Raw genomic sequence first — 19563 nt, forward strand, 5'->3', positions numbered from 1 at the left:
AACCCCGGTCGCGCTCAGCTACGACGGGAGGTGAGAGCTCCGCGCGGCCCGGAGGAGGAGAGAATGGACGCTGTGACGCACAGGGTGGATGGGGCATCGGCCAGCCGCAAGGTCGGTGCTAGTGGTGGAACAGCGGACAAGTTAGGAAACCGGTACGAACTTGCTCTCGCGGTCCACGAGGCGCTGTGGTGCCTTCAGGACGAACGCCGACACATCACCCTCGAGGACCTTGATCCTGACCTTGCCGATGGCTCCGAGTTCACGCTTGAGGATGAGCATGGGGTCACAACCGTTACGCAGGTGAAGCGGCAGAAGAGCGCTAGTGACAAGTGGACGGTCTCTTCGCTGCAACGCCTGGGCATCTTCGACTCAGCTAGCCGGCATATCGAAGCGGGCCGTCGATACCTGTTCAGTTCGATGACGCCGACCAGTCAGCTCCGTGTGCTTGGTGAATGGGCCCGGCAGTCTGCGAGCGCCGGCGATTTCCTCACGCGGCAGCTCACGAAGGGCCTTACTCCGACGTTCGATCAGCTCGCTGCACCGAAGGTCTTTGGGACGGCGGTTCGCGCATGGCAGATGCTCCGCGGCATGCGTTTCGAAGTTCAGGATGAGGACCGCCTATCGGCAACGAACGCAGTCATCGCGGCCACGATGCTCGAAGGTGCGGAGCAGTCGGTCATTCCAATTGTCATCGGATCGGTGCTGCTCGACAATCTTCACGTGCGACTTGGGCGGCACGAACTCCTCGTTGCCCTTGCCCGGCATGGCATCGAGCCACTGAACGCTGTCGCGTCGCGCACCGCTCGCGACGGAATCAAATCTGCAACGTCGCGTTGGCAGAAGGGTGTCGAGCGCGAACTGCTGACGCCGCGGATCATACGCGAGGAGGAGACGCAGCTCCGCGATTCGCTCAAATCGTCCCCGTTGACGCTCGTCGTGGGGAGTGCGGGTAGCGGCAAGTCAGCCGCCGTAGAAGCCGTTGCGCGACAATGCGACGCCGAGGGATCCGAGGTCCTCGCCTTTCGACTCGATCGAATCGACAAGCTCACATCGACCGTTGGCCTCGGCCGAGACTTGGGCTTATCGACTTCACCCGTAGTAGCCCTCCGGATGGCTGCAAACGACCGGCCGTCAGTATTGATCATCGACCAGGTCGATGCCGTGTCACTCGCATCAGGCCGACTCTCGGACAGTTTCGACGTAGTCGCCGAATTGGTCGAGGAAGCCACGTCGTCTTCGAGTATGCGCGTAGTCCTCGTCTGCCGCCTCTTCGATGTGGAAAACGACCACCGCATACGCCAGCTCGTAGCGGACAACGATGCTCACCGGATCGCGATCGGCTCCCTGACCGACGAAGTCGTACTCCAAGCCGTCGACGCGCTGGGGCTCGACAGCGCTTCCCTGTCGCCCACCCAAATTGCCCTTCTGAGGTCACCCCTGAATCTCGTCCTGTTTCAAGCCGTGGCGGCGCAGTCCTCGGCTGTTGAATTTACGTCCCGACGCTCGCTATTTGACGCGTTCTGGAACCGAAAGCAGGGCGCCCTCCGCAGACACCATCCGGAAGTTCGATTCGAGGAGACGCTCAGCGTCATCGCGACAACGGCTAGCAACCGACAAACGCTGTCAATCCCGATTGCAACAGTTGAGTATCGGGGCTACCGACACGATGCGGAAGTGCTCGCGTCCGAGCAGCTAATTACCATCGACGACGGCCATGTTTCGTTCTTCCATGAGGCATTCTTCGACTACACCTTCGCGAGGCAATGGCTCGACCGCGGGCAGAAGCTCGTCGACTTCTTGACTGAGCAGGAACAAGAACTCTTTCGACGGGCGCAGGTCCGCCAGATTCTCGAGCTCCTGCGCGACTTCGACGCTGAACGGTTCCGTACGGAGATCCGAGGTGCTGCGACTTCGCCGGATGTTCGGTTCCACATCAAGGAAGCCGTCGTGTCGGTGTTCGCGAACGTCCAAACGCCGACCTCATCAGACCTCGACCTCTTCCTGGAGTTGGTCGCCGACCAGCCTCACCTCGCTGCACACCTCTGGCGGCAAACCACTCGGTCCCGTTGGTTCGGCGTGTTCCTCGAGCGTGGTCTCATCAATGAGTGGATCGACAGCGACGTCCGAGCGGATCGGGATCGAGGTGCAAGTTGGCTCGCCGCCGCTGGGCCCGAACACTACGCAGTGGTGGCGAAGACACTCGCGGACCGTCGCTGGCATGCCGAGTTCGCTCTGTGGCTGTCCGGGGTCGCGCGGCGCACTGAACTCCACCGGAACAGGCCCATCTTCGAACTCATCCTCGACGCTGTCCGAAGCGGGACAATGCGCCCGGACTCCGCCGACCTCTGGCTGTCAATGCACGACCTCGCATCCCACGAGCCGCTTTGGGCCATTGAAATCGTGCGCACCGTTCTCGAAGAACATCCCCGGGCACTGGACCTCAGCAAGGACGGCCATATCCGTTTCCTCAAAACTCACGACTACAGCCTCACGCAGCTCATCAAAACATCGAGCGAAGCCAAACCGGACGCGTTCGTCGTCGCGATTGTTCCGATCCTCCTGCTCGTCATGCGCACAACCGAGATGGACGGCCCGCCAGATCACCTTCGATATGATCGCCACTACGGACTCCGCTGGCCGGGAACGCACGAAGATGATGTCGACGACGTGCTCTACGAGTCCGCCGCTAGGGCGCTCGCGACCCTGGCTCGGAGCCAGTCAGGCATGCTGCAGCCTGTCTTGCAAGCGCTTGCGGACGACGACCACCACGCGGCACAGGCGCTGCTCTTCCGGACGATCACGTCAGCGCCCGATCCGTTCGTGGACTGGGCGGCTCAGCTGATCCTCGAAGGGGGAAACCGACTGAATGTTGGCTACGCCTCGGACAGCCACTGGCTCTCGCGAGAACTCGTCCGCGCGATCGCGCCACTCGTACCAGACAGCACACACACGGCGCTCGAAGGCCTACTCCGGGATCTCCGAAACCCACACGAACAGCGCCGATCCTTCGGCTACACGGCCTTCAAATTCCTGACGGCACTCGATACCGAGCGGCTCTCGTCGACCGGGAAACGCAGACTCGCCGAGTACCAGCGCAAGTTCGAGAGAATCGAGCCCGAGCCGGCGACTGGGATCACCAGCTACTCGGTCGGGTCACCTATCGACGACGCCGCGGCCGAGCACATGTCCGATCAGCAGTGGCTCCGAGCCATCGCGAAGTACGACAACGATGAACGAGACGGGCCCGAACCATCCGTTGGAGGCGCGTCAGAACTTGCCCAGGTGCTCAGACGGCGAACCGCAGCGGACCCCACCCGCTTCTGCCACCTCGCGATCTCCTTTGGGCCGACGACGAACGCCGCGTACCCGAGCGCGGTCCTGCTCGGGCTGGGGGATGCCGCCGTCGCGTCCAACACCCACAGTGCTGTATTCGAGACCATCCGGCACATCGCGCAACTGCACTTTCCCGACACCGATCGTTGGCTCGGATGGTCAGTCCGAAACCTGCTCGACAGCACCCCGCCGGACATCGTCGAGATCCTCTGTCGGCGCGCGGTCGAAACAGAGCAGCCTAGCCAGGTGTCCAGTGACGAACGGTCGCTCCGCGGGCTCCAACATCACGGCATCAACACCGCACGGGGAAGCCTTGCAGAGACCCTCGGCGACCTCCTCGTTCACGATCGCGACGGTTCCCGCACCGCAGTCGTCACTCCGCATCTGAAGACGCTCGCCCACGACCCTGATCTCGGAGTTCGTACCTGCGTCGCCCACACCATCGCGGCGTGTCTGCGCCACAACCGCCCCGCCGCGTACGCAGCGTTCGACGCTCTCATCGAGACGGACGACCTCCTTCTGGCGACGGCCCCCGTTCAACGACTCATGAACTACATCGGCAACGTTGACCCTGAACTCATCGACCCGGTCATTGATCGAATGATCAGCTCGACGGATCCTGACGCTCGGCGGTCGGGAGGCGAGCTCGGAGCGTTCGCGGCAACAGAGTGGCAACGTCCTGAACTGATGGAGCGCATCTTCGACTCCGAACCAGAAGTCCGCGCTGGAGCCGCATCGCTGTGCGCAGCCCGCGTATCCCGCTCCGCCGACTCAGGGCGTTTGACTTCCACGTTGACAAGACTCAGTCACGACCCGGATGAGCAGGTCAGGAAGGCCGTCAGCGAGGTCGCCCGCGAGCTTCGCGACCAACCCCTGCAACCGCTGCGCCAACTGCTCGGGGCGCTCATCGATTCGCCGAGCTATACCCACGCCACACCTCAGTTGCTGATCGTTCTGCAGAACGCGAAGGACAAGGTGGATGACTTGGTCGACAAAGCCGCGCACGCCTTCCTCGACGTGCATCGGGAGGAAGTCTCGGACATCCGTACTGGAGCGGCTGCCGATGCGCACTACATCGCGGACCTCGTCGTACGGGGGTTGGCGCAGGCTAGCGACGCGAAGCGCGTATCGAGCTTGCTCGACATCCTGGACAGGCTCGTGGAGCTCGGAGGGTACGGAGTCGACCGCGCGATCGAGAGCGCAGACCGAGCATGACGGCTGAGCGATTGAGGGATGAGTGCTCTCCTGCAGATTGCCGCGACTTGGCGGCGACACGCATGACCATGGGACTGCTGTCGGATGCGGATCTGCGCGAGGGTGTCGTGGCCTTCTGTGAGTTGTGAAGCACCTCCAACACCGCTTTCAAGGCTCCCGTAGCACCAGATGTCGTCGCGAACGTGTGCTCGCGGGTGCTGGAACTATGGCTAAACCAGCTCCGATGCCCGGACCTGACTACGACTCCATGTGGCCGGCTGCCGAGTTTTCCCAAAACCTGCGCCGTCATCCTCCAAAAGATAGCTGGGGCAGGCCTGCCTTGCTTCGCTGATACGGACGACGCCGGTCAGATGATCCGGAGATGCGCCTCGCCGCTCACTACCACTTGAGGTGTCTGCACCGCAGGCACTCACAAGGGCAGGCCGGGCTGCCTTGACCTGGTCGTCGTTCTTCACAGTTGAGACACGCTGTCACCGACATCGGCAGGTCATGGAGTTGATGAGCGCTCTTATTCGTAGGATGAAGCGCTGGATCGACGGGCAACCACCGGGGAGGCCGCACCCCAGCGCATCCCGAAAGCGACCGCCTGCCAATGTTCCTGCATCGACTTCGCGTCGAAGGATTCCGATCCACCGCCTCTGAGTCTCTCGAAGTTGAGTTTCCAGGCCGATTCACTGTGTTGCTCGGCGCCAACGGAGTCGGCAAGACCACCGTGAATGAAGCGATCGCTCTGGCCCACCGCGAACGGTTTCCACGGCTCGCTCCGATCGACGCGGCAGCGCTCGCAGGTAGCCCCCGCATGGTCAAGATTGAGTACGCTCTCCCGGACGGTCCTGACGAAGGCGGACTCGGCCGAAGTATCCAACTGCGCCACGCCAGTGCGCCACAGTGGACCGTCCCGCTGGAACGTTCTCTTGGAAAGGTGCGACCCGGCCGCCACACTAATGTCTTCGGTGAAGGGCACGACGGCCTGCGGCTCATTCATCTCCCCGCTCTGCGGAATCCCGTGGACGAGTTGTCCCGCAAAGACGCTCGGATACTCGTTGAGCTTCTGCGCGCTGCTGAACGCCGCTCGACAAGCGAAGCAAGCCTCGCGGAACTCCGCGTGAAGGCCGAGAACGTACTCAAGACGTTGGTTAATGACCCGCTCGTCTCGAAAGTCGAGCAGCGAGTAGAAGATCTCATCACGACGCTGTCGCTCGGGGTCCGCGAACATCATGCGTTCGTCGGCACTCTCCGGGTCGATAACAGCTACCTTGCGCGCGTTCTTGAACTCCTCCTCGCGATAACTCCTGACAGGCTCGATGCCACCCGGTTGGAAGTGGCAAGTCTCGGGTACGTCAACCTTCTCCACATTGCAGTTACGCTCGCGGGCATTCCCGACGGCCGTCCTTCCTCTCTTGCTACCTCGTCCTCCTTGCCTACCCCGCCGCCCACATGGACGACGACGCCGACAAGTCCTGACGAGACGAGAGCGGGGCTCATGAGAGCTGATCTACCTCCCTGGCCGCCCACTTCCTCGTCACTGGGTGAGCGGGACTATGCCGAGCGAGCGATCGCTGACGATAGGCTGGAAAGCGCATCCACCGCCTCAGAAGACGAAGAAGACTCCTTCTATCCGGATTCGTTCCACGCGACCGTGTTGATCGAGGAGCCAGAAGCGCATTTGCATCCTCAACTTCAGTACGGACTCATTCGGTATCTACGCGAGGAAGTTCGCCGACGCCCGGAACTGCAAGTAATTGTCACGACGCACTCGGCCGATCTCGCCGCTGCTGCTGACCCAACCGAAATTGTCGTCATGAGTCGAGATGCGCGCGGTGCGGCAGCGCCGCGCACTCTCGCGATGCTGCCGCTTCCCGAGTCGAAGCGCGAGCGCCTCTTCCAGCAGACTCGGCTTCACTTGGACGCGGATCGTTCGGGAGCGTTGTTCGCGAATAAGCTCCTCATCGTCGAAGGTGTAAGCGAAGTCGTCTTGCTCCGTGCAATCGGACGCCGGTGGGCGGGCGGCGATCGAACGAAAACTGCCTTCATCAACGCACTTTCGATCACTGCGATCGGCCGGAAGATCGGCGAGTGGCCAATACGCATGCTCGGTACGCCGGGGTTCGAGGTCACGAATCGCGTCGCCGCACTCACCGACACAGACGTACGGACAACGTCCGGGTCGGCAACGCCCGCCTCTCCTGCGGTACCAAGCTGGCATGCCAACCTCGACCCGGACACCGCGAAGTTCTTCTGGTCCGCGCCGACACTCGAACCATCGCTCGTTGACGGGAATGAGCAGACGATCATTACTGTGTTGGATTCCATCGGTGTGGCACATGCGCCAACCATCACCTGGCAAGACGTCGACGCTATTTTTCTTACGACTGCCAAATCGAAAAAGGGCGAGTTTGCCTGGGGTCTTGCGGAGTTGATCGCGGACGAAAGCACGGCGTTCACGGTTCCAACTCACATGGCTGAGCTATTCGATTGGTTGCACGCGGATCCGATCGGTCCGGACCCAGCAACCCCTGGCGCGACCACAACTGCTCCAGTCCTCTGATGCCTCATCCAAAACTTACGGCTGAGCAGCGCCTCGCCGCGGGAACTCCGGCGCAATTTGTCTACATCGAGTCTGCCCCTGGCAGTGGGAAAACGACCGTCGCTGCGGAGCGCTTCGGCGTAGAACGCTTCGCCTCAGCAGTTCCCTTGCGAGGCGTCCTCGGACTGAGCTTTACTCGCTCCGCCGCGGCCGAGCTCAGCGCCCGAGTCATGGCCCGCTGGGGTGGAGCCGCAGTCGATTTCCCGCACCACATCTCCACTCTCGACGAGATGCATGTTCGCACGCTTCACATGCTCATCGACAAGGGGGCAATTACGTGGGACCGAAGCCACGACAGGTTCGACGTGGTTGACAATTACGCGGGCGAGGCGGCGCTTCGATTCGTAAACCCTGGGGGATACGCGCCGATCGCCTATGTTACAAAGAAACGAAAGATCTCGTCCATATGGAAAGTTGTCGGCACGCCGACGCAATGCCTCGGTAAAGTCATTGATCATCAATCAATACTCGACCGAGGGGTAATCAGTCACGAGGACGTGCGACGCGTCTTGACTTTCGCCTACACACAGTCGGACCTTCGTGACATGATCGGAGAGTTCATTGCTGACAACTTCTATAGCGTCATCGTCGACGAAATATACGACGCCGCCGCGCTCGACATTGCCTTCATCGAGGTCGCTCGAGACCGTGACCTTCGAATAACAGTCATTGGCGACCCTTGGCAGGCGCTCTACGGCTGGCGTGGGGCTACTCCCGACATGGTCCCGGGTCTGGTCGAAGGGCATCGATCATTCGGCACCTACCCACTCAGCGCTTCCTTCCGCTTCAGCGGTGGACAAATGCCAGCATTGGCCGCGCGTCTACGCCTCGGTCGCGGCGTTGAACTTCCAGTTGGCACCAGTACTGAAGTCGACGTAGCGCTGGCGCATACTTGGGCACAGCTCTGGAACTGTGGAGATAACGTGCTCCCGATTGCTTTCCGGACGATTGGCAGCAATCTTGACGCAGCCATGTTGCTACTGCTTGACGTCATTGCGCGCCAAACATTCACAATTCACGCCTTCGGTTACGAGCAAGCTATCAGTCGGCTTCGACTCACGGACAGCTCGGATGCCGACCGACTCGCTGCACTTACGCCGATAGCTGACGCGCTTGGGAACGGTGGAAGCGTGCAAGAGATTGTGCAAGGGCTCAAAGACGCCATGATCGAACTCGGGTCAACGGTCCAAATCCGTCGCGGGAAAAGCGACGGGATTCGAATGGCGGCCCTCGAGGCGCTTCGACGGCGCCTGCAGCAAACGGACACATTGATCCAAGGACTTACAGTGCATCAAGCGAAAGGCCGGCAGTGGCGTCGGGTGGGTGTGGGACTGTCCGCCAGCGAGCGTGCCATGCTGGCTGAGGGTCTCCGGCCTCTAGTCGACGCGCACTGCATCCTTTATGTGGCCGTTACTCGTGCACAAGAGAAGTGCGTCGAGTTGGCACTGACTCCTGGTCTGGCTGCCGTCTCCGATGCGTCCTGATCGGGTGGCAGCGATCGCCGGTTGTTCGAGTTGGCCGTCAAACCCTCATGACGGCGTCGATGTCTCCGCTGGGGCTGCTGCAAATTCGCTGACGTCCTGAAGGTGTAGGGGCTCCGGCACCTCTCGGAAGGATCTGCGCCATTGTGAAGGCTTACCCCGAAGGAGTCCGTCGCGATGTGGTCGTGGTCGCGTGGAAAGGAGACACAGCGGCACGGTAGGTCGCGAAAGACACGTCGTGTCGGGATCCTTTTTGGGCTCGCTGGTTGAGTCGGCGTCAATTCCAGCGCGTGGCGCTAGGTCTCAACTGGAAACCACAGTAGTGTCATTTGGGTCTTCCTTCAAGGCCTATGATGCTGTATACGGATTGAGGAGTCCCTCGAATTGAGGATGGAATGTTCATTCAGCGTGGCAGATATCGAGCTCTAGTGGCCCGCGTTCGAGATCCACAAAGCTGAACAGCGATACTGCCTCCATGACGGCAAGTGGTACCGGATGGACAACCGTTACCTCGATTGGATCGACGACCGTTCGAGGAGATTCTTACCCGCAAAGCGCCAGTCAGCCTCCCGGCGTGGCCCGCGAGCGAAGACGAGCGCGACTACAACGTCCGTGCGGCAGCAGTGATCGGTGGCGTCAGTCTCGACCGCAGGCTCATCACGACACCGCTGCACCGAGGTGGGATTGCGCCCTTCGACATTATCGTCCGAACGGGCACACTCATCCATGTGAAGCGGCGAAGGAGTTCCGCCGGCCTCAGCCACTTGCTCGCGCAAGGCCTCGTCTCGACCGATGCGCTCGCCGGCGACGCGTCAGCCCGCCTGGCATGGGCGGAGCGCATCGTCGAAGAATCCGCAGGAGCTATCACCGACGCGTCGGTGACAGAGGCTGTCTTCGAGATCGGCGCTTCAAAGCGGGTGACCGTCGACAGCCTCTTCAAGGTAAACCTCGTGAAGCAGTACGACGCGCTCCGCGCCCTCAAAGTGGACGTCAGCGTTGTGGCGGTAGGCCAGGAATGAGCGACGAGACTCTGGCAGTGAACCGTCGTTGCCGAGGAGCGCGCTCTCATCGCTAACTTCGTGTTGGCCGCAGAGGCGGGGCGGAGACCGTTCGCAAACCGATGAAGCTGAACGGGGCCAAGAGCGTAGTCGTTTCCCGGTTTAGTGCTGAGGTCGACGCGGTCCAAAGGATACTAGCGAATCGGGAGAGGATAGCCGCCCGGCCTAGCCCGGCCGGGTCTACGTCCAGGCCGCAGCGAAGCGCTCGAGCCGGCGTCAAGCCAGCACTGGGCACGTCGAGACCGCGCTCATCTCGGCACCGATGCGTTCTTAAGACAGCCCACCGGGACGCTGGCTCGGACATCGTCCGACACCGGTCGCAACGCAGAAGCCCACCGACCTCGGTGGGCTTCTGCGTTGCGTGGTGGCAGCGACGTGTCGAGCGCCGCGCCCGTCGCTCATCCGGAGACGGCGGCGGCCCTCCGGCGTCGGTCGATCCGGCAGACGACGAGGGCGACGACGGCACCCAGGAGCGCGCCGATCGTGTTCATGAACCAGTCGTTCGTGTCGCAGCGTCGACCGAGTGCTGGCGCGAGGGCCTGCACGACCTCGATGACGGCGGAGAGCGCGACCGTGCCGGCGAGGACGGTGAGCGGTCGGTCCGTCGCCGCCCCGAGGAAGAGCGCGAGCGGCAGCAGCAGCGCGACGTTCGCGAGGGTGTCGAGGCCCTGGAACGGCACGGAGAACTGCACGGTGCACGTGACGCCACCCGTCCGGACCCCGTCGGGCAGCAGGGTGAGTGCGAGCACCGCGACGAGCGACAGCCCCGACAGGCCCAGCAGCACGCCGCGGAGCCGCAGCCGGTGGAGTGCCCAGGCCAGCACGGCCGCGATGACGACCGCCACCCAGAAGGCAGGACGGACCAGGGGTGCGTGTTCGACGAGGAACGTGGAGATCACAGGGTGCCTTCGTGGTCGAGTCGGTCGAGCCAGATCCGCATGAGTGCGGTCTCCTCGGGGAGCAATGCGCTTGATCCGTCGTCGTCGAGCCGGGCGCGGAGCTGGCGACGAGCAGCCGCGTCGACGTCGTCCTGGTCGACGGCGGACGCCTCGACGAGGACGGCGTCGAGGACCGCGTCCCGGAGCGCGTCGTCGTCGGCACCGTCCGGACCCGTCGTGGTCATCTGGTGGAGCGCGAGTCCGACGTTGGCGGCGAGCAGCATGGTCGCTGCGACGGGGACGTCGACGCGGAGCAGGCCCGCGGCCGCGCACCGGGTCAGCGTCCGTTCGAGCAGAGCGGTCAGGCCGTCCCGCGCGGAACTGCTCGCCCACGGCCGCGGAGCGAACATCAGCCGGTAGAGGGCGGCGTGCTCCCGAGCGAACGCGAGGTGGTCGTCCCACCCACGGCGCAGGTCCGCCGCCGGGTCCTCGGACACCTCGAGCTCGGCCTTCCGAGCGGTGTACCGCTGCAGGCCCGTCTCGGCGAGGGCGTCGAGGAGCCCGCGCTTGTCGCCGAAGATCCGGTAGAGCACGGGTTGGGTCACGCCGGCCGCTTCGCAGACCGCTCGGGTGGCGACGTCCCCGTCGGGGGCCGTGACCAGCTGGTCCTCCGCTGCGCGGAGCAGGGCGCTGCGGAGCGCTTCGTCAGATCGGGCCATGCACCGATCGTAGCGCAGTTCGTACCGCTGCTCGTAACTGTGCTACGTTCTGCCGTAGCGCCGAAATGGTCGACGCGTATCACTGAAAGGAAACCCGATGAGCACCACTCCTCGCCGCGTCGCCCTGGTCACCGGCGGCTCTCGCGGCATCGGCCGCGCCGTCTCGACCCGGCTCGCCGCGGACGGCTTCACGGTCGTCGTCAACCACGCCAGCGGGACGGCCGCCGCCGACGACACCGTCGCGGAGATCGAGCGGACGGGCGGCCGTGCCGTCGCAGTGCAGGCCGACGTCGCCGACGAGCACGCTGTCGCCGCGATGTTCGACCGGGTCGAGGCCGAACACGGCGGCGTCGACGTCGTCGTGCACTCCGCCGGCCGCCTGGCGCTGTCGACGATCGCCGACCAGGACCTCGAGGTCCTCGACGCACTGCACCGGACGAACATCCGCGGCACCTTCGTCGTCGCGCAGCAGGCGGCCCGTCGTCTCCGGGCCGGCGGGGCGTTCGTCGGCATGTCGACGTCGGTCGTCGGGACGCAGTTCCCGACCTACGGTGCCTACGTCGCGAGCAAGAGCGCGGTCGAGGGCATGACGCTGATCCTCGCGAAGGAACTCCGCGGCCGGGACGTCACCGCGAACGTGGTGGCCCCGGGGCCGACGGCGACCGAGCTGTTCCTGGACGGCAAGACGCAGGAGCAGATCGACACCCTGGCGAAGGTCCCGCCCCTCGAACGGCTCGGCACGCCGGAGGACATCGCCGGTGTCGTCGCGTTCCTCGCCGGGCCCGACGGGCACTGGGTCAACGGCCAGACCATCCGCGCCAACGGCGGGATGGTCTGATGCCGACGCCGCGGGTCGTCCTCGTCACGGGCGCGTCGAGCGGCTTCGGCCGGCTGACGGCGGAGTCGCTCGCGCGGGCGGGGCACATAGTCGTCGCCGGGATGCGAGCGGTCGACGGCCGGAACGCGCCCGCCCGCGCCGCGCTCGACGACCTCGCCGTGCGCGAGGGCCTGCAGCTCGGCGCGGTCGAGCTCGACGTGCAGTCGGAGCAGTCCGTCGACGAAGCGGTCAGCGCCGTGATCCGCGCGCACGGGCGCATCGACGTGCTGGTGCAGAACGCCGGCCACATGGCCTACGGCCCGGCCGAGGCGTTCACGCCGGAACAGTTCGCCGCCCTGTACGACGTCAACGTCGTCGGCGCCCAGCGCGTCGCACGTGCCGTCCTGCCACACCTGCGTGCGCGCCGGTCCGGCCTCGTCGTCTGGGTCGGCAGTTCGTCCACCCGCGGCGGCCACCCGCCGTTCCTCGCCCCGTACTTCGCGGCGAAGGCCGGCATGGACGCCCTGGCCGAGAGCTACGCGGCGGAACTGATCCGCTTCGGCATCGACACCACGATCGTGGTCCCCGGCGCCTTCACCTCGGGCACGAACCACTTCACGAACGCCGCCGTCCCGACGGACACCGCCCGCATCGACGAACACGACACGGAGTACGGGGCGCTCCGGCGCGAGCTGACCGACCGCCTCGCCGCGATCGTGCCTGCCGATGCCGACGTGCAGGACGTCGCCGACGAGATCGTGCGCGTGGTCGGCCTGCCGGACGGCGGCCGCCCGTACCGCACCCACGTCGACCCCTCGCGCGACGGCAGCGAGGTCGTCTCGGCGGTCGCGGACCGCATCCGGACCGAGTTCTACCACCGCGTCGGCATCGAGGACCTTCTGTCCTCGAACGCCGCACTCTGACCCCCCCGGAACGTCCGGGACACCCCACCGAGAGGAACACCATGCCCTTCGCCAACATCAAGGTCCCCGCTGACACCCTGACCGCCGAGTCGAAGAAGAAGCTGCAGGACGCCGTCACCGACGCCATCGTCGACGTCTACGGCGAGCGAGCCCGCCCGACGACGCTCGTCATCCTCGACGAGGTCGCCGACGGCGGCTGGATGCTCGGCGGCACCGTCCTCAACGAGGCGCTGCTCGGCCGCGTCTGAGTGCGCGCGTGCGGTGGGGCCGGCAGCACCGGCCCCACCGCACACCGTGCGTCGTTGCTGCTGCGTGCCGTCAACGTGCGCCCCGCACTGGGGGCTTCGCCTGCGATCACTCGCAGGTACTGTTCCTCAAAACATGACACATTATCGCTTCCGCGATCTCCGTGTGTCGACACTCTCAAAGGAAGACCATGCAGCTCACCCAGCGAGCACGCCGCGCCGTCGCCCTCGCCGTCGTCCCAACGGCGGTCCTCGCGTCCGGCCTCATCATCGCCCAGGCGTCCTACGCCGCCTTCTCCGCCACCACGAGCAACGGTCCGGACAGCTGGTCCGCCGGGTCCGTCGCACTGAGCGACGATGACTCGGACACCGCGCTCTTCGCGGCCACCGGGCTGAAGCCCGGCGACACCCAGACCTCGTGCATCGTCGTCACGTCGACCGGGTCCCTCCCCTCGACGGTTCGGCTGTACGGCACGGGCCCCATGACCACCAACGCGCTGTCGAGTTCACTGAACGTCTCCGTCACGCAGGGCACCGGCGGGACCTTCGGCAACTGCAGCGGCTTCACCCCGCTGTCGTCCGGGGCCTCAGTCTGGTCCGGCACCCTCGCCGACTTCGGCACGACCGCCACGAAGTTCTCGAACGGCGTCGGCACGTGGCGCACCACCGGCGCCTCCTCCGAGTCGCGCACCTACCAGGTGACGGTCGCGCTCGACGCGGCGACCCCGAACTCCGCCCAGAACGGGACCGCGCGCATCGGTTTCACCTGGGAAGCACAGAGTTCCTGAGTCCGGTCGTGGTCGACGTCGCCCTGCGTCCGGACGGACGACGCGAACGGCGCCCGGTTGCGGTGGCGTCGCCGCCCGAGGACGCCTCTGCCGCAACCTGGGCGGTGTTCGTCGCGGCGCTGCTCAGCCGCACGATCCTCCTGGTCACGGCGAGCCTCCTGCTGTGGGCAGCGTTGCCCGCGGCGTGGGCGTGGATCCCCACGACGGTGGTCTCCGGTTCGATGGCGCCGCAGATCCGCCCCGGTGACGTCGTGATGGCGATGCCGGTCCACGATCGGGACCTCGCGGTCGGGCAGGTGCTCCTGGTCGAGGATCCCAACCGTCGGGGAACGCTGCTGCTGCACCGACTCGTCGCGCGGACGCCGTCGGGTGCCCTGCAGCTCCGCGGTGACGCCAACCCCACGCCCGACGTCCGGACGGTCAAATCGGAGGCCGTTCGCGGTATCGGCGTGCTCCGGGTCCCGCTGGTCGGTCTCCCCGCACTGTGGGTCCGTGAGCACGACGTCGGCAGGCTCGCCGTGACAGCGCTCGGACTCGTGGGCGCGCTCGTGCTGTCGTCCCGGCTGAGCGGCCCCACCGGCCCCGATGTGATCCGTGCGGTCCGGCACGGACGGCGACGGCGACGGTCCGCACGTGCGGAGCGGATCCGGAGCGTGGTCCTGATCGGCGTGCTGGCGGTCGTCGCCGGCGTCGTCGTCGCGAACGGTGCCGCACATGCCGCCTTCTCGGCGACCGCTGCGAACACGGGGGACCGGTTCGCCACCGCCACCTTCGCGTGCCTCCAGCGTGCCCCGTTCGCACACACGTACCTGACCTACCGGTTCAATGACGCACCCGGGACGATCGCGGCGGACGGGTCCGGGAACGGACACCACAGCACCCTCACCCCGGGTGTCTCGCTCGCCCCGGGCTCGTGCCGACCAGGTGACAGCCCGTCCCTGCTGACCGGCGGTGTCCGGGGGCAGGTCGTCACGGACGTGGCGGTCGATGCGCCGCAGGTGTTCGCAATCGAGACGTGGTTCCGGACCACCACCACGACGGGCGGGATGCTCCTCGGCTTCGGCAACGTGCAGACGGACCAGTCCACCAGGTACGACCGCCAGCTCTACCTCTCCGACGAGGGCGCGGTGTACTTCGGCGCCTACAACGGTACCAACATCGCGATCAGCTCCGCAGCGGGCCTGAACGACGGCGCGTGGCACCTCGCCACCGCGACCATGGACGCCTCGGGCATGCGGCTCTACGTCGACGGCAGGCAGGTCGCGACGAACACCAACGCCCGGGCCGAGGTCAGCACCGGGTGGTGGCGGATCGGCTTCGACAACCTCAACGGGTGGCCGGGCAACCACACGACGTTCCACTTCCGGGGCAACCTCGACAACGTGGCCGTCTACGACGACGCCTTGACCGCGACCGCCGTCCAGGAGCACTTCGCCGCCGGCCGATGAGCGGTAGTTCGTCCGGGACATCAACAAAGCGCTTCGAACTCGCACCGTCGGTGAGATCGATCTCACACGATGGGAACCCCAGACCGGTACTGACCTGGGAGTACCCCAGCGCGTGCGTCCGACGCACGTGACCGACGGACGGGAGGCCCGGTGCCAGCTGGCGCCGGGCCTCCCGTCCGTCATCGGTCGCGCCAGGGCGCGGGATCAGGCGGACTCAGCCACGCGCTCGGCGTCGCCGGTTCCGCAGCGTCAGGACCACCCCGCCGGCGGCGAGCAGCGCGGCTGCGAGCAGCCCGATCGGGAGCAGGTCCGCTCCCGTCCAGGCGAGCGCGCCGCCCGGGTCACTGCCGGCCGCGGTGCCGCCGGTGCCCGGCGCCGCAGCGCCGGTGCCATCGGTCGGCGTGCCGCCCGGCGGTGTGCCGGGCGTCGGCGACGCGGTCGGTGCAGGCGCGGCAGTGGCGGCCGTGACGGTGAAGGCCGTCCTGGCGAGGGCGTCCCCGCCGACCGAGGCGGTCACGGTGACGCGACCGGAGGCCGTCGTCGGGACCCGCAGGTCGGCCGAGAACGCACCGGCCGCGTCGGTGTGGGCGGTGGCCGTCCCGATCCGCGGGGCGGTGGCCAGGGCCACGTCGGCGTCGGCCGGGAAGCCGCTGCCGGTGACGGTCTGCGTGGCCCCGGCGCGGACCGACGGGGACTCGACGCGGAGCACCGGGGTCGCCGCCGCCTCGCTGCTGAAGCGCACGACCGTGCGCTCGGTCACGGACCGCTCGTCGACCGGCACGCTGATGGTGCGCGTGTCGGCGTCGTAGCTCCAGGCATCCTCCGCGACCACGCGGCCGTCGATGGTGACGGTGCGGGGTCGGTCGGCGTTCGTGAACGTCGCCGTCCACGAGCGGTCCTGCACCTGGCCGGCGAAGGTCCCGTCGGCGGGCGCGATGTCGAGCTCGCCGCCGGTCGCCTGCTGCGTGTAGCGGACGGCGGTGGAGGCGCTGCCGGTGGCGGCCGCCTTCGTGGAGACGGAAGCCGCCGTGTCCTCGCCCGCGTCCTCGTGCAGGTCGAAGGTGCCGTCCGCGCCGGTCGCCACCGTCAGCGTGACGGCGTCGAGCGGTGCGGCGTCGTTCCGCACCTGCTCCGAGCGGGTGGGGACGATCCCGCCGCTCTTCACGAACACGGGCATGGCGTCGAGGCCGGTCGTCACGTCGGCGGTGGTGCCGCCTGCGTAGGTCGTGCCGGTGAACCAGTCGGTCCACGAGCTGCCGGCCGGGAACCACACGGAGCGGGTGGCCGTGCCGGAGTCGTCGTTCGGGGTGGTGACCGGGGCGACGAGCACGTCCGGGCCGTACAGGTACTCGGAGCCGGCCTGCGCGTAGGACTCCTGCGCGTCCGGGTACTGCAGGTAGAGCGGCTGCAGGATCGGGGTGCCGGTCTCGGTCGCCTGGGCGGCGAGGGTGTAGGTCAGCGGGACCAGGGCCTCGCGCAGGTTCAGGAACTGCTTCGCCGAGGCCTCCGCCGCGGCCGGGTACTGCCAGGGCAGCCGGTCGCTGTGGTTGCTGTGCAGGCGGTCGATCGGCTGGAAGGCACCGAGCTGCACCCAACGGGCGTAGAGGTCCTCGGGCAGCTGGGTTGTGCCCTCCTCGGCGCCCTCGATGCCGTACTGCGCACCGTTGTGGCCGCCGATGTCGTGGCTCACCGATGCCAGACCGGTCGCCGCGGACTCACCGGGGGTGTAGCCGACCTCGGCGAGCAGCATGTCCCACGACGACGTGGTGTCGCCGGTGAAGTGCACGGTCGTGCGCTTGTCCGCCCACGGTCCGGTCGGCACCGCCTGCGGGTTGCCGTAGCCGCCCGCGGTCAGCGAGCCGTACGCCCGCGAGAACGCCAGACCACGGCCGCCGAGTTGCTCGTCGGTGTACTTGGCGTACTGCTGGTTGATGAACGCGTCGGGGGTGACGCCGTTCGCCGAGTACTTCGAGTTCTCGCTGCAGCACCAGTCGAGCCACCACATGTCGACGCCTTCCGGCTGCATCGAGCCGTGCAGGTCGAAGTACGCTTCGAGCTGGTCGGGGTCGGACCAGTCGAACAGGTACCGGTCGCCGTCGCCCTTCGTCAGCTTGCCCTTCGCGGTGGCCTGCGCCTCGGCGAACTTCGGGTCCTTGCTCGAGATCGACGGGTGGATGTTGAGGGTGTTGTGGATGCCCTCGGCGTGCCAGTCGGCGAGCAGGCCCGTCATGTCCGGGATGCGGGCCGGGTCGACCGACCAGCCGTCCCACTTGCTGTCGCCCTCGTTGGTGGGGCTGCCGATCTTGTAGTCGGTGTCGATGGCCATGACGTCGACGGGCACGTCCTCGTCGGCGAACCGCTTCGCGATCGCGAGGTAGTCGGCCTGCGAGCGGTCGTAGTACTCGGAGTACCAGACGCCGTACGCCCAGCGGGGCAGCAGCTTGGTCGGGCCGGTCAGGACGGCGAGCTCCCGCAGCGCGTGGCGGTGGTCGGTGCCGTACCCGAACACGTAGCCGTCCTGGTAGGGCTCGCCGCCGTGGTCGCCGGCGGGCGTGACGGTGTCGGTGCGCTGGTCGTACAGGGCCGAGGCGCTGTCGTCGAGGAGCGACCAGCCGTCCTGGTAGAGCAGGCCGGGGTTCGTCTTCACTGCACCGTTCGCGGTGTCGAGGTCGCGGCGGTAGCCGCCGAGCGGGGCGTGCGCGGCGAGCACGGGCGACCCGGTGTCGACCACGGCGACCGTGTCGAAGTTGACGTTGCAGTTCTTCGCCACGGTCGGGCAGCCGATCACGACGTCGTTCGCCCCGGCGGCCAGGTGCACCGGCACGGTGACGGTGTTCCAGTAGTCCCAGCCGCTGGTGCGGGGGAGCTCGGCGGTGGTGGCCTGCTGGCCGGCCGGTGCCGCGGTGAGCGTGGGGGTGCCGGCGGAGCCGTTCGCGTAGCGGACCTGCAGCGCGTAGTCGCCGGCGGCGGGCACGTCGGTGACGTGCGTCGTCAGCTGTGCGCCGGCGCGTTCGAACCCGGCGACGAAGCCGGACCCGGCGGCGCCGTTGTGGTTCGTCGCCGTGGTCGCCGGGGCGGTGCGTGCCGAGTCCTCGGCCTGGCAGACCGTGCCGAAGGCGCAGTCCTCGCCGCTGACCGTGGTCGACGGTGCCGGGTAGGCGTCGCCGGCCGGCACGAGGGCCAGGCTGTCGACGTTCACGCGGCCGGAGTCGCTCGCGGTTCGTTCGATGCGGACGCGGTGCTCGCCCGCGGGCAGGTCGAGCGTCGTGGCGGCGGTGGTCTTCCAGTCGTCCCAGTTCTGCCCCGGTGCCAGGCTGATGGTCTTCGGGTCGCCGCCGTCGACGGTCACGCTCAGGGTGCGGGTGGCGACCTGACCGTCACCGCCCTGCGAGTTCGCGTACCGCAGGGCGAGATCGTACGAACCGGCGCGCGGGGCCGTCGTCGTGAAGGTCATGGCGTTGCCGACCGACTCGAAGCCCGCGGCGAAGCCGGCCCCGGTGAAGCCGGTGTGGTCGGTGGCGAGGGACAGGCCGGTGAGGCCGAGCGTCTCGGCCTCGCACAGCGTGCCGATCGCGCACGACGGGGTCGGCGTCGACACCCACGGCGTGCCGGTGACCCGCTGCCCGGACGGCAGGGTCAGTGTCGTCTGCAGCGTGTCCTGCGTGAACGCGCCGGAGCCCTCCTTGTACCGGACCGTCATCGCGCCGGTGTCGAGCGTCAGCCAGCCGTCGCGTTCGGTCTTCGTGAACGGCGTCGGCGCGAAGTCGTCGCGGCCGATGACGTTGAAGGTGCTGCCGTCGGTGAACGTCGAGTCGCCGGCGTACTCGGTGCGGATGAGCGTGGGGGAGAGCACCTCGAACCGGGCCTGCCCGGAGACGACGGTGCGGTCGGCTGCCGGGTCCGCGGCGGCCGGGATCGCGGCGATGCCGACCAGGCCGAGCGCGGTCGCCGCGATGATCGCCGAGGACAGCGCACGGCGCGGCCCTCGGGAGCGGAAGGAGATGGGGCGCAAGTGGGTGCTCCTCGTGGACGACGTCGTCCATCGGGCCGTGCGACGGCCGGGATCTCGGG

12 protein-coding genes and 1 pseudogene are annotated in these 19563 nt (G+C 66.7%); 10 read left to right on the top strand and 3 right to left on the bottom strand.

Annotated features, from left to right (window positions below; genetic code table 11):
• The first annotated feature begins 72 nt into the window (after positions 1-72).
• The 5 genes and pseudogenes from BIU94_RS01510 (at position 73) to BIU94_RS01520 (ending at position 9635) form a co-directional block, all read left to right on the top strand.
• On the top strand, positions 73-4548 hold the full coding sequence (locus tag BIU94_RS01510; protein ID WP_175472236.1) for an ATP-binding protein: 4476 nt from the start codon (positions 73-75) through the stop codon (positions 4546-4548).
• Positions 4549-5140: 592 nt separating this feature from the next.
• Positions 5141-5254: pseudogene (locus tag BIU94_RS18240) on the top strand (hypothetical protein); the annotation flags it as partial.
• A gap of 777 nt (positions 5255-6031) precedes the next feature.
• Positions 6032-7096 (top strand): ATP-dependent endonuclease, encoded by a 1065-nt coding sequence (locus BIU94_RS18035; protein ID WP_254784697.1) that lies wholly within the window; start codon positions 6032-6034, stop codon positions 7094-7096.
• Positions 7096-8619 carry a UvrD-helicase domain-containing protein gene (locus tag BIU94_RS16920; protein WP_083404517.1) on the top strand — a complete coding sequence of 508 codons (1524 nt, stop codon included), beginning with the start codon at positions 7096-7098 and terminating at the stop codon, positions 8617-8619. The genes BIU94_RS18035 and BIU94_RS16920 overlap by 1 nt, the downstream gene beginning before the upstream one ends.
• A gap of 512 nt (positions 8620-9131) precedes the next feature.
• Entirely contained in the window at positions 9132-9635 is a 504-nt protein-coding gene (locus BIU94_RS01520; RefSeq protein ID WP_175472237.1) for a TIGR04141 family sporadically distributed protein, read from the top strand.
• A 437-nt stretch (positions 9636-10072) separates the two neighbouring features.
• Here BIU94_RS01520 and BIU94_RS01525 read toward each other — a convergent pair whose 3' ends face one another.
• Complete coding sequence (locus BIU94_RS01525; protein WP_071253516.1) at positions 10073-10573, bottom strand: VanZ family protein; 501 nt, start codon at positions 10571-10573, stop codon at positions 10073-10075.
• Positions 10570-11271: a TetR/AcrR family transcriptional regulator gene (locus BIU94_RS01530; RefSeq protein WP_071253518.1), complete on the bottom strand. Its 702-nt coding sequence runs from the start codon at positions 11269-11271 to the stop codon at positions 10570-10572. The genes BIU94_RS01525 and BIU94_RS01530 overlap by 4 nt, the downstream gene beginning before the upstream one ends.
• Positions 11272-11368: 97 nt before the next feature.
• On the opposite strand from BIU94_RS01530, the gene BIU94_RS01535 reads away from it, so the two are divergent.
• The 5 genes from BIU94_RS01535 (at position 11369) to BIU94_RS01555 (ending at position 15492) form a co-directional block, all read left to right on the top strand.
• The gene (locus BIU94_RS01535) at positions 11369-12109 is read left to right on the top strand and encodes an SDR family oxidoreductase (protein ID WP_071253520.1); all 741 of its coding nucleotides are present in this window, start codon (positions 11369-11371) and stop codon (positions 12107-12109) included.
• On the top strand, positions 12109-13011 hold the full coding sequence (locus BIU94_RS01540; RefSeq protein ID WP_071253522.1) for an SDR family oxidoreductase: 903 nt from the start codon (positions 12109-12111) through the stop codon (positions 13009-13011). The genes BIU94_RS01535 and BIU94_RS01540 overlap by 1 nt, the downstream gene beginning before the upstream one ends.
• Positions 13012-13052: 41 nt before the next feature.
• Positions 13053-13259, top strand: coding sequence for a tautomerase family protein (locus BIU94_RS01545; RefSeq protein WP_071253526.1), 207 nt, complete (start codon positions 13053-13055; stop codon positions 13257-13259).
• A gap of 188 nt (positions 13260-13447) precedes the next feature.
• On the top strand, positions 13448-14044 hold the full coding sequence (locus BIU94_RS01550; RefSeq protein ID WP_071253528.1) for a hypothetical protein: 597 nt from the start codon (positions 13448-13450) through the stop codon (positions 14042-14044).
• A gap of 8 nt (positions 14045-14052) precedes the next feature.
• Positions 14053-15492 (top strand): LamG-like jellyroll fold domain-containing protein, encoded by a 1440-nt coding sequence (locus BIU94_RS01555; protein ID WP_139196233.1) that lies wholly within the window; start codon positions 14053-14055, stop codon positions 15490-15492.
• Between the two features lie 214 nt (positions 15493-15706).
• On the opposite strand, the gene BIU94_RS01560 is transcribed toward BIU94_RS01555, so the two are convergent.
• Complete coding sequence (locus BIU94_RS01560; RefSeq protein WP_071253533.1) at positions 15707-19504, bottom strand: TIM-barrel domain-containing protein; 3798 nt, start codon at positions 19502-19504, stop codon at positions 15707-15709.
• Positions 19505-19563 lie beyond the last annotated feature (59 nt).

The organism is Curtobacterium sp. MMLR14_006 (assembly GCF_001864985.1).
Classification (GTDB): domain Bacteria; phylum Actinomycetota; class Actinomycetes; order Actinomycetales; family Microbacteriaceae; genus Curtobacterium.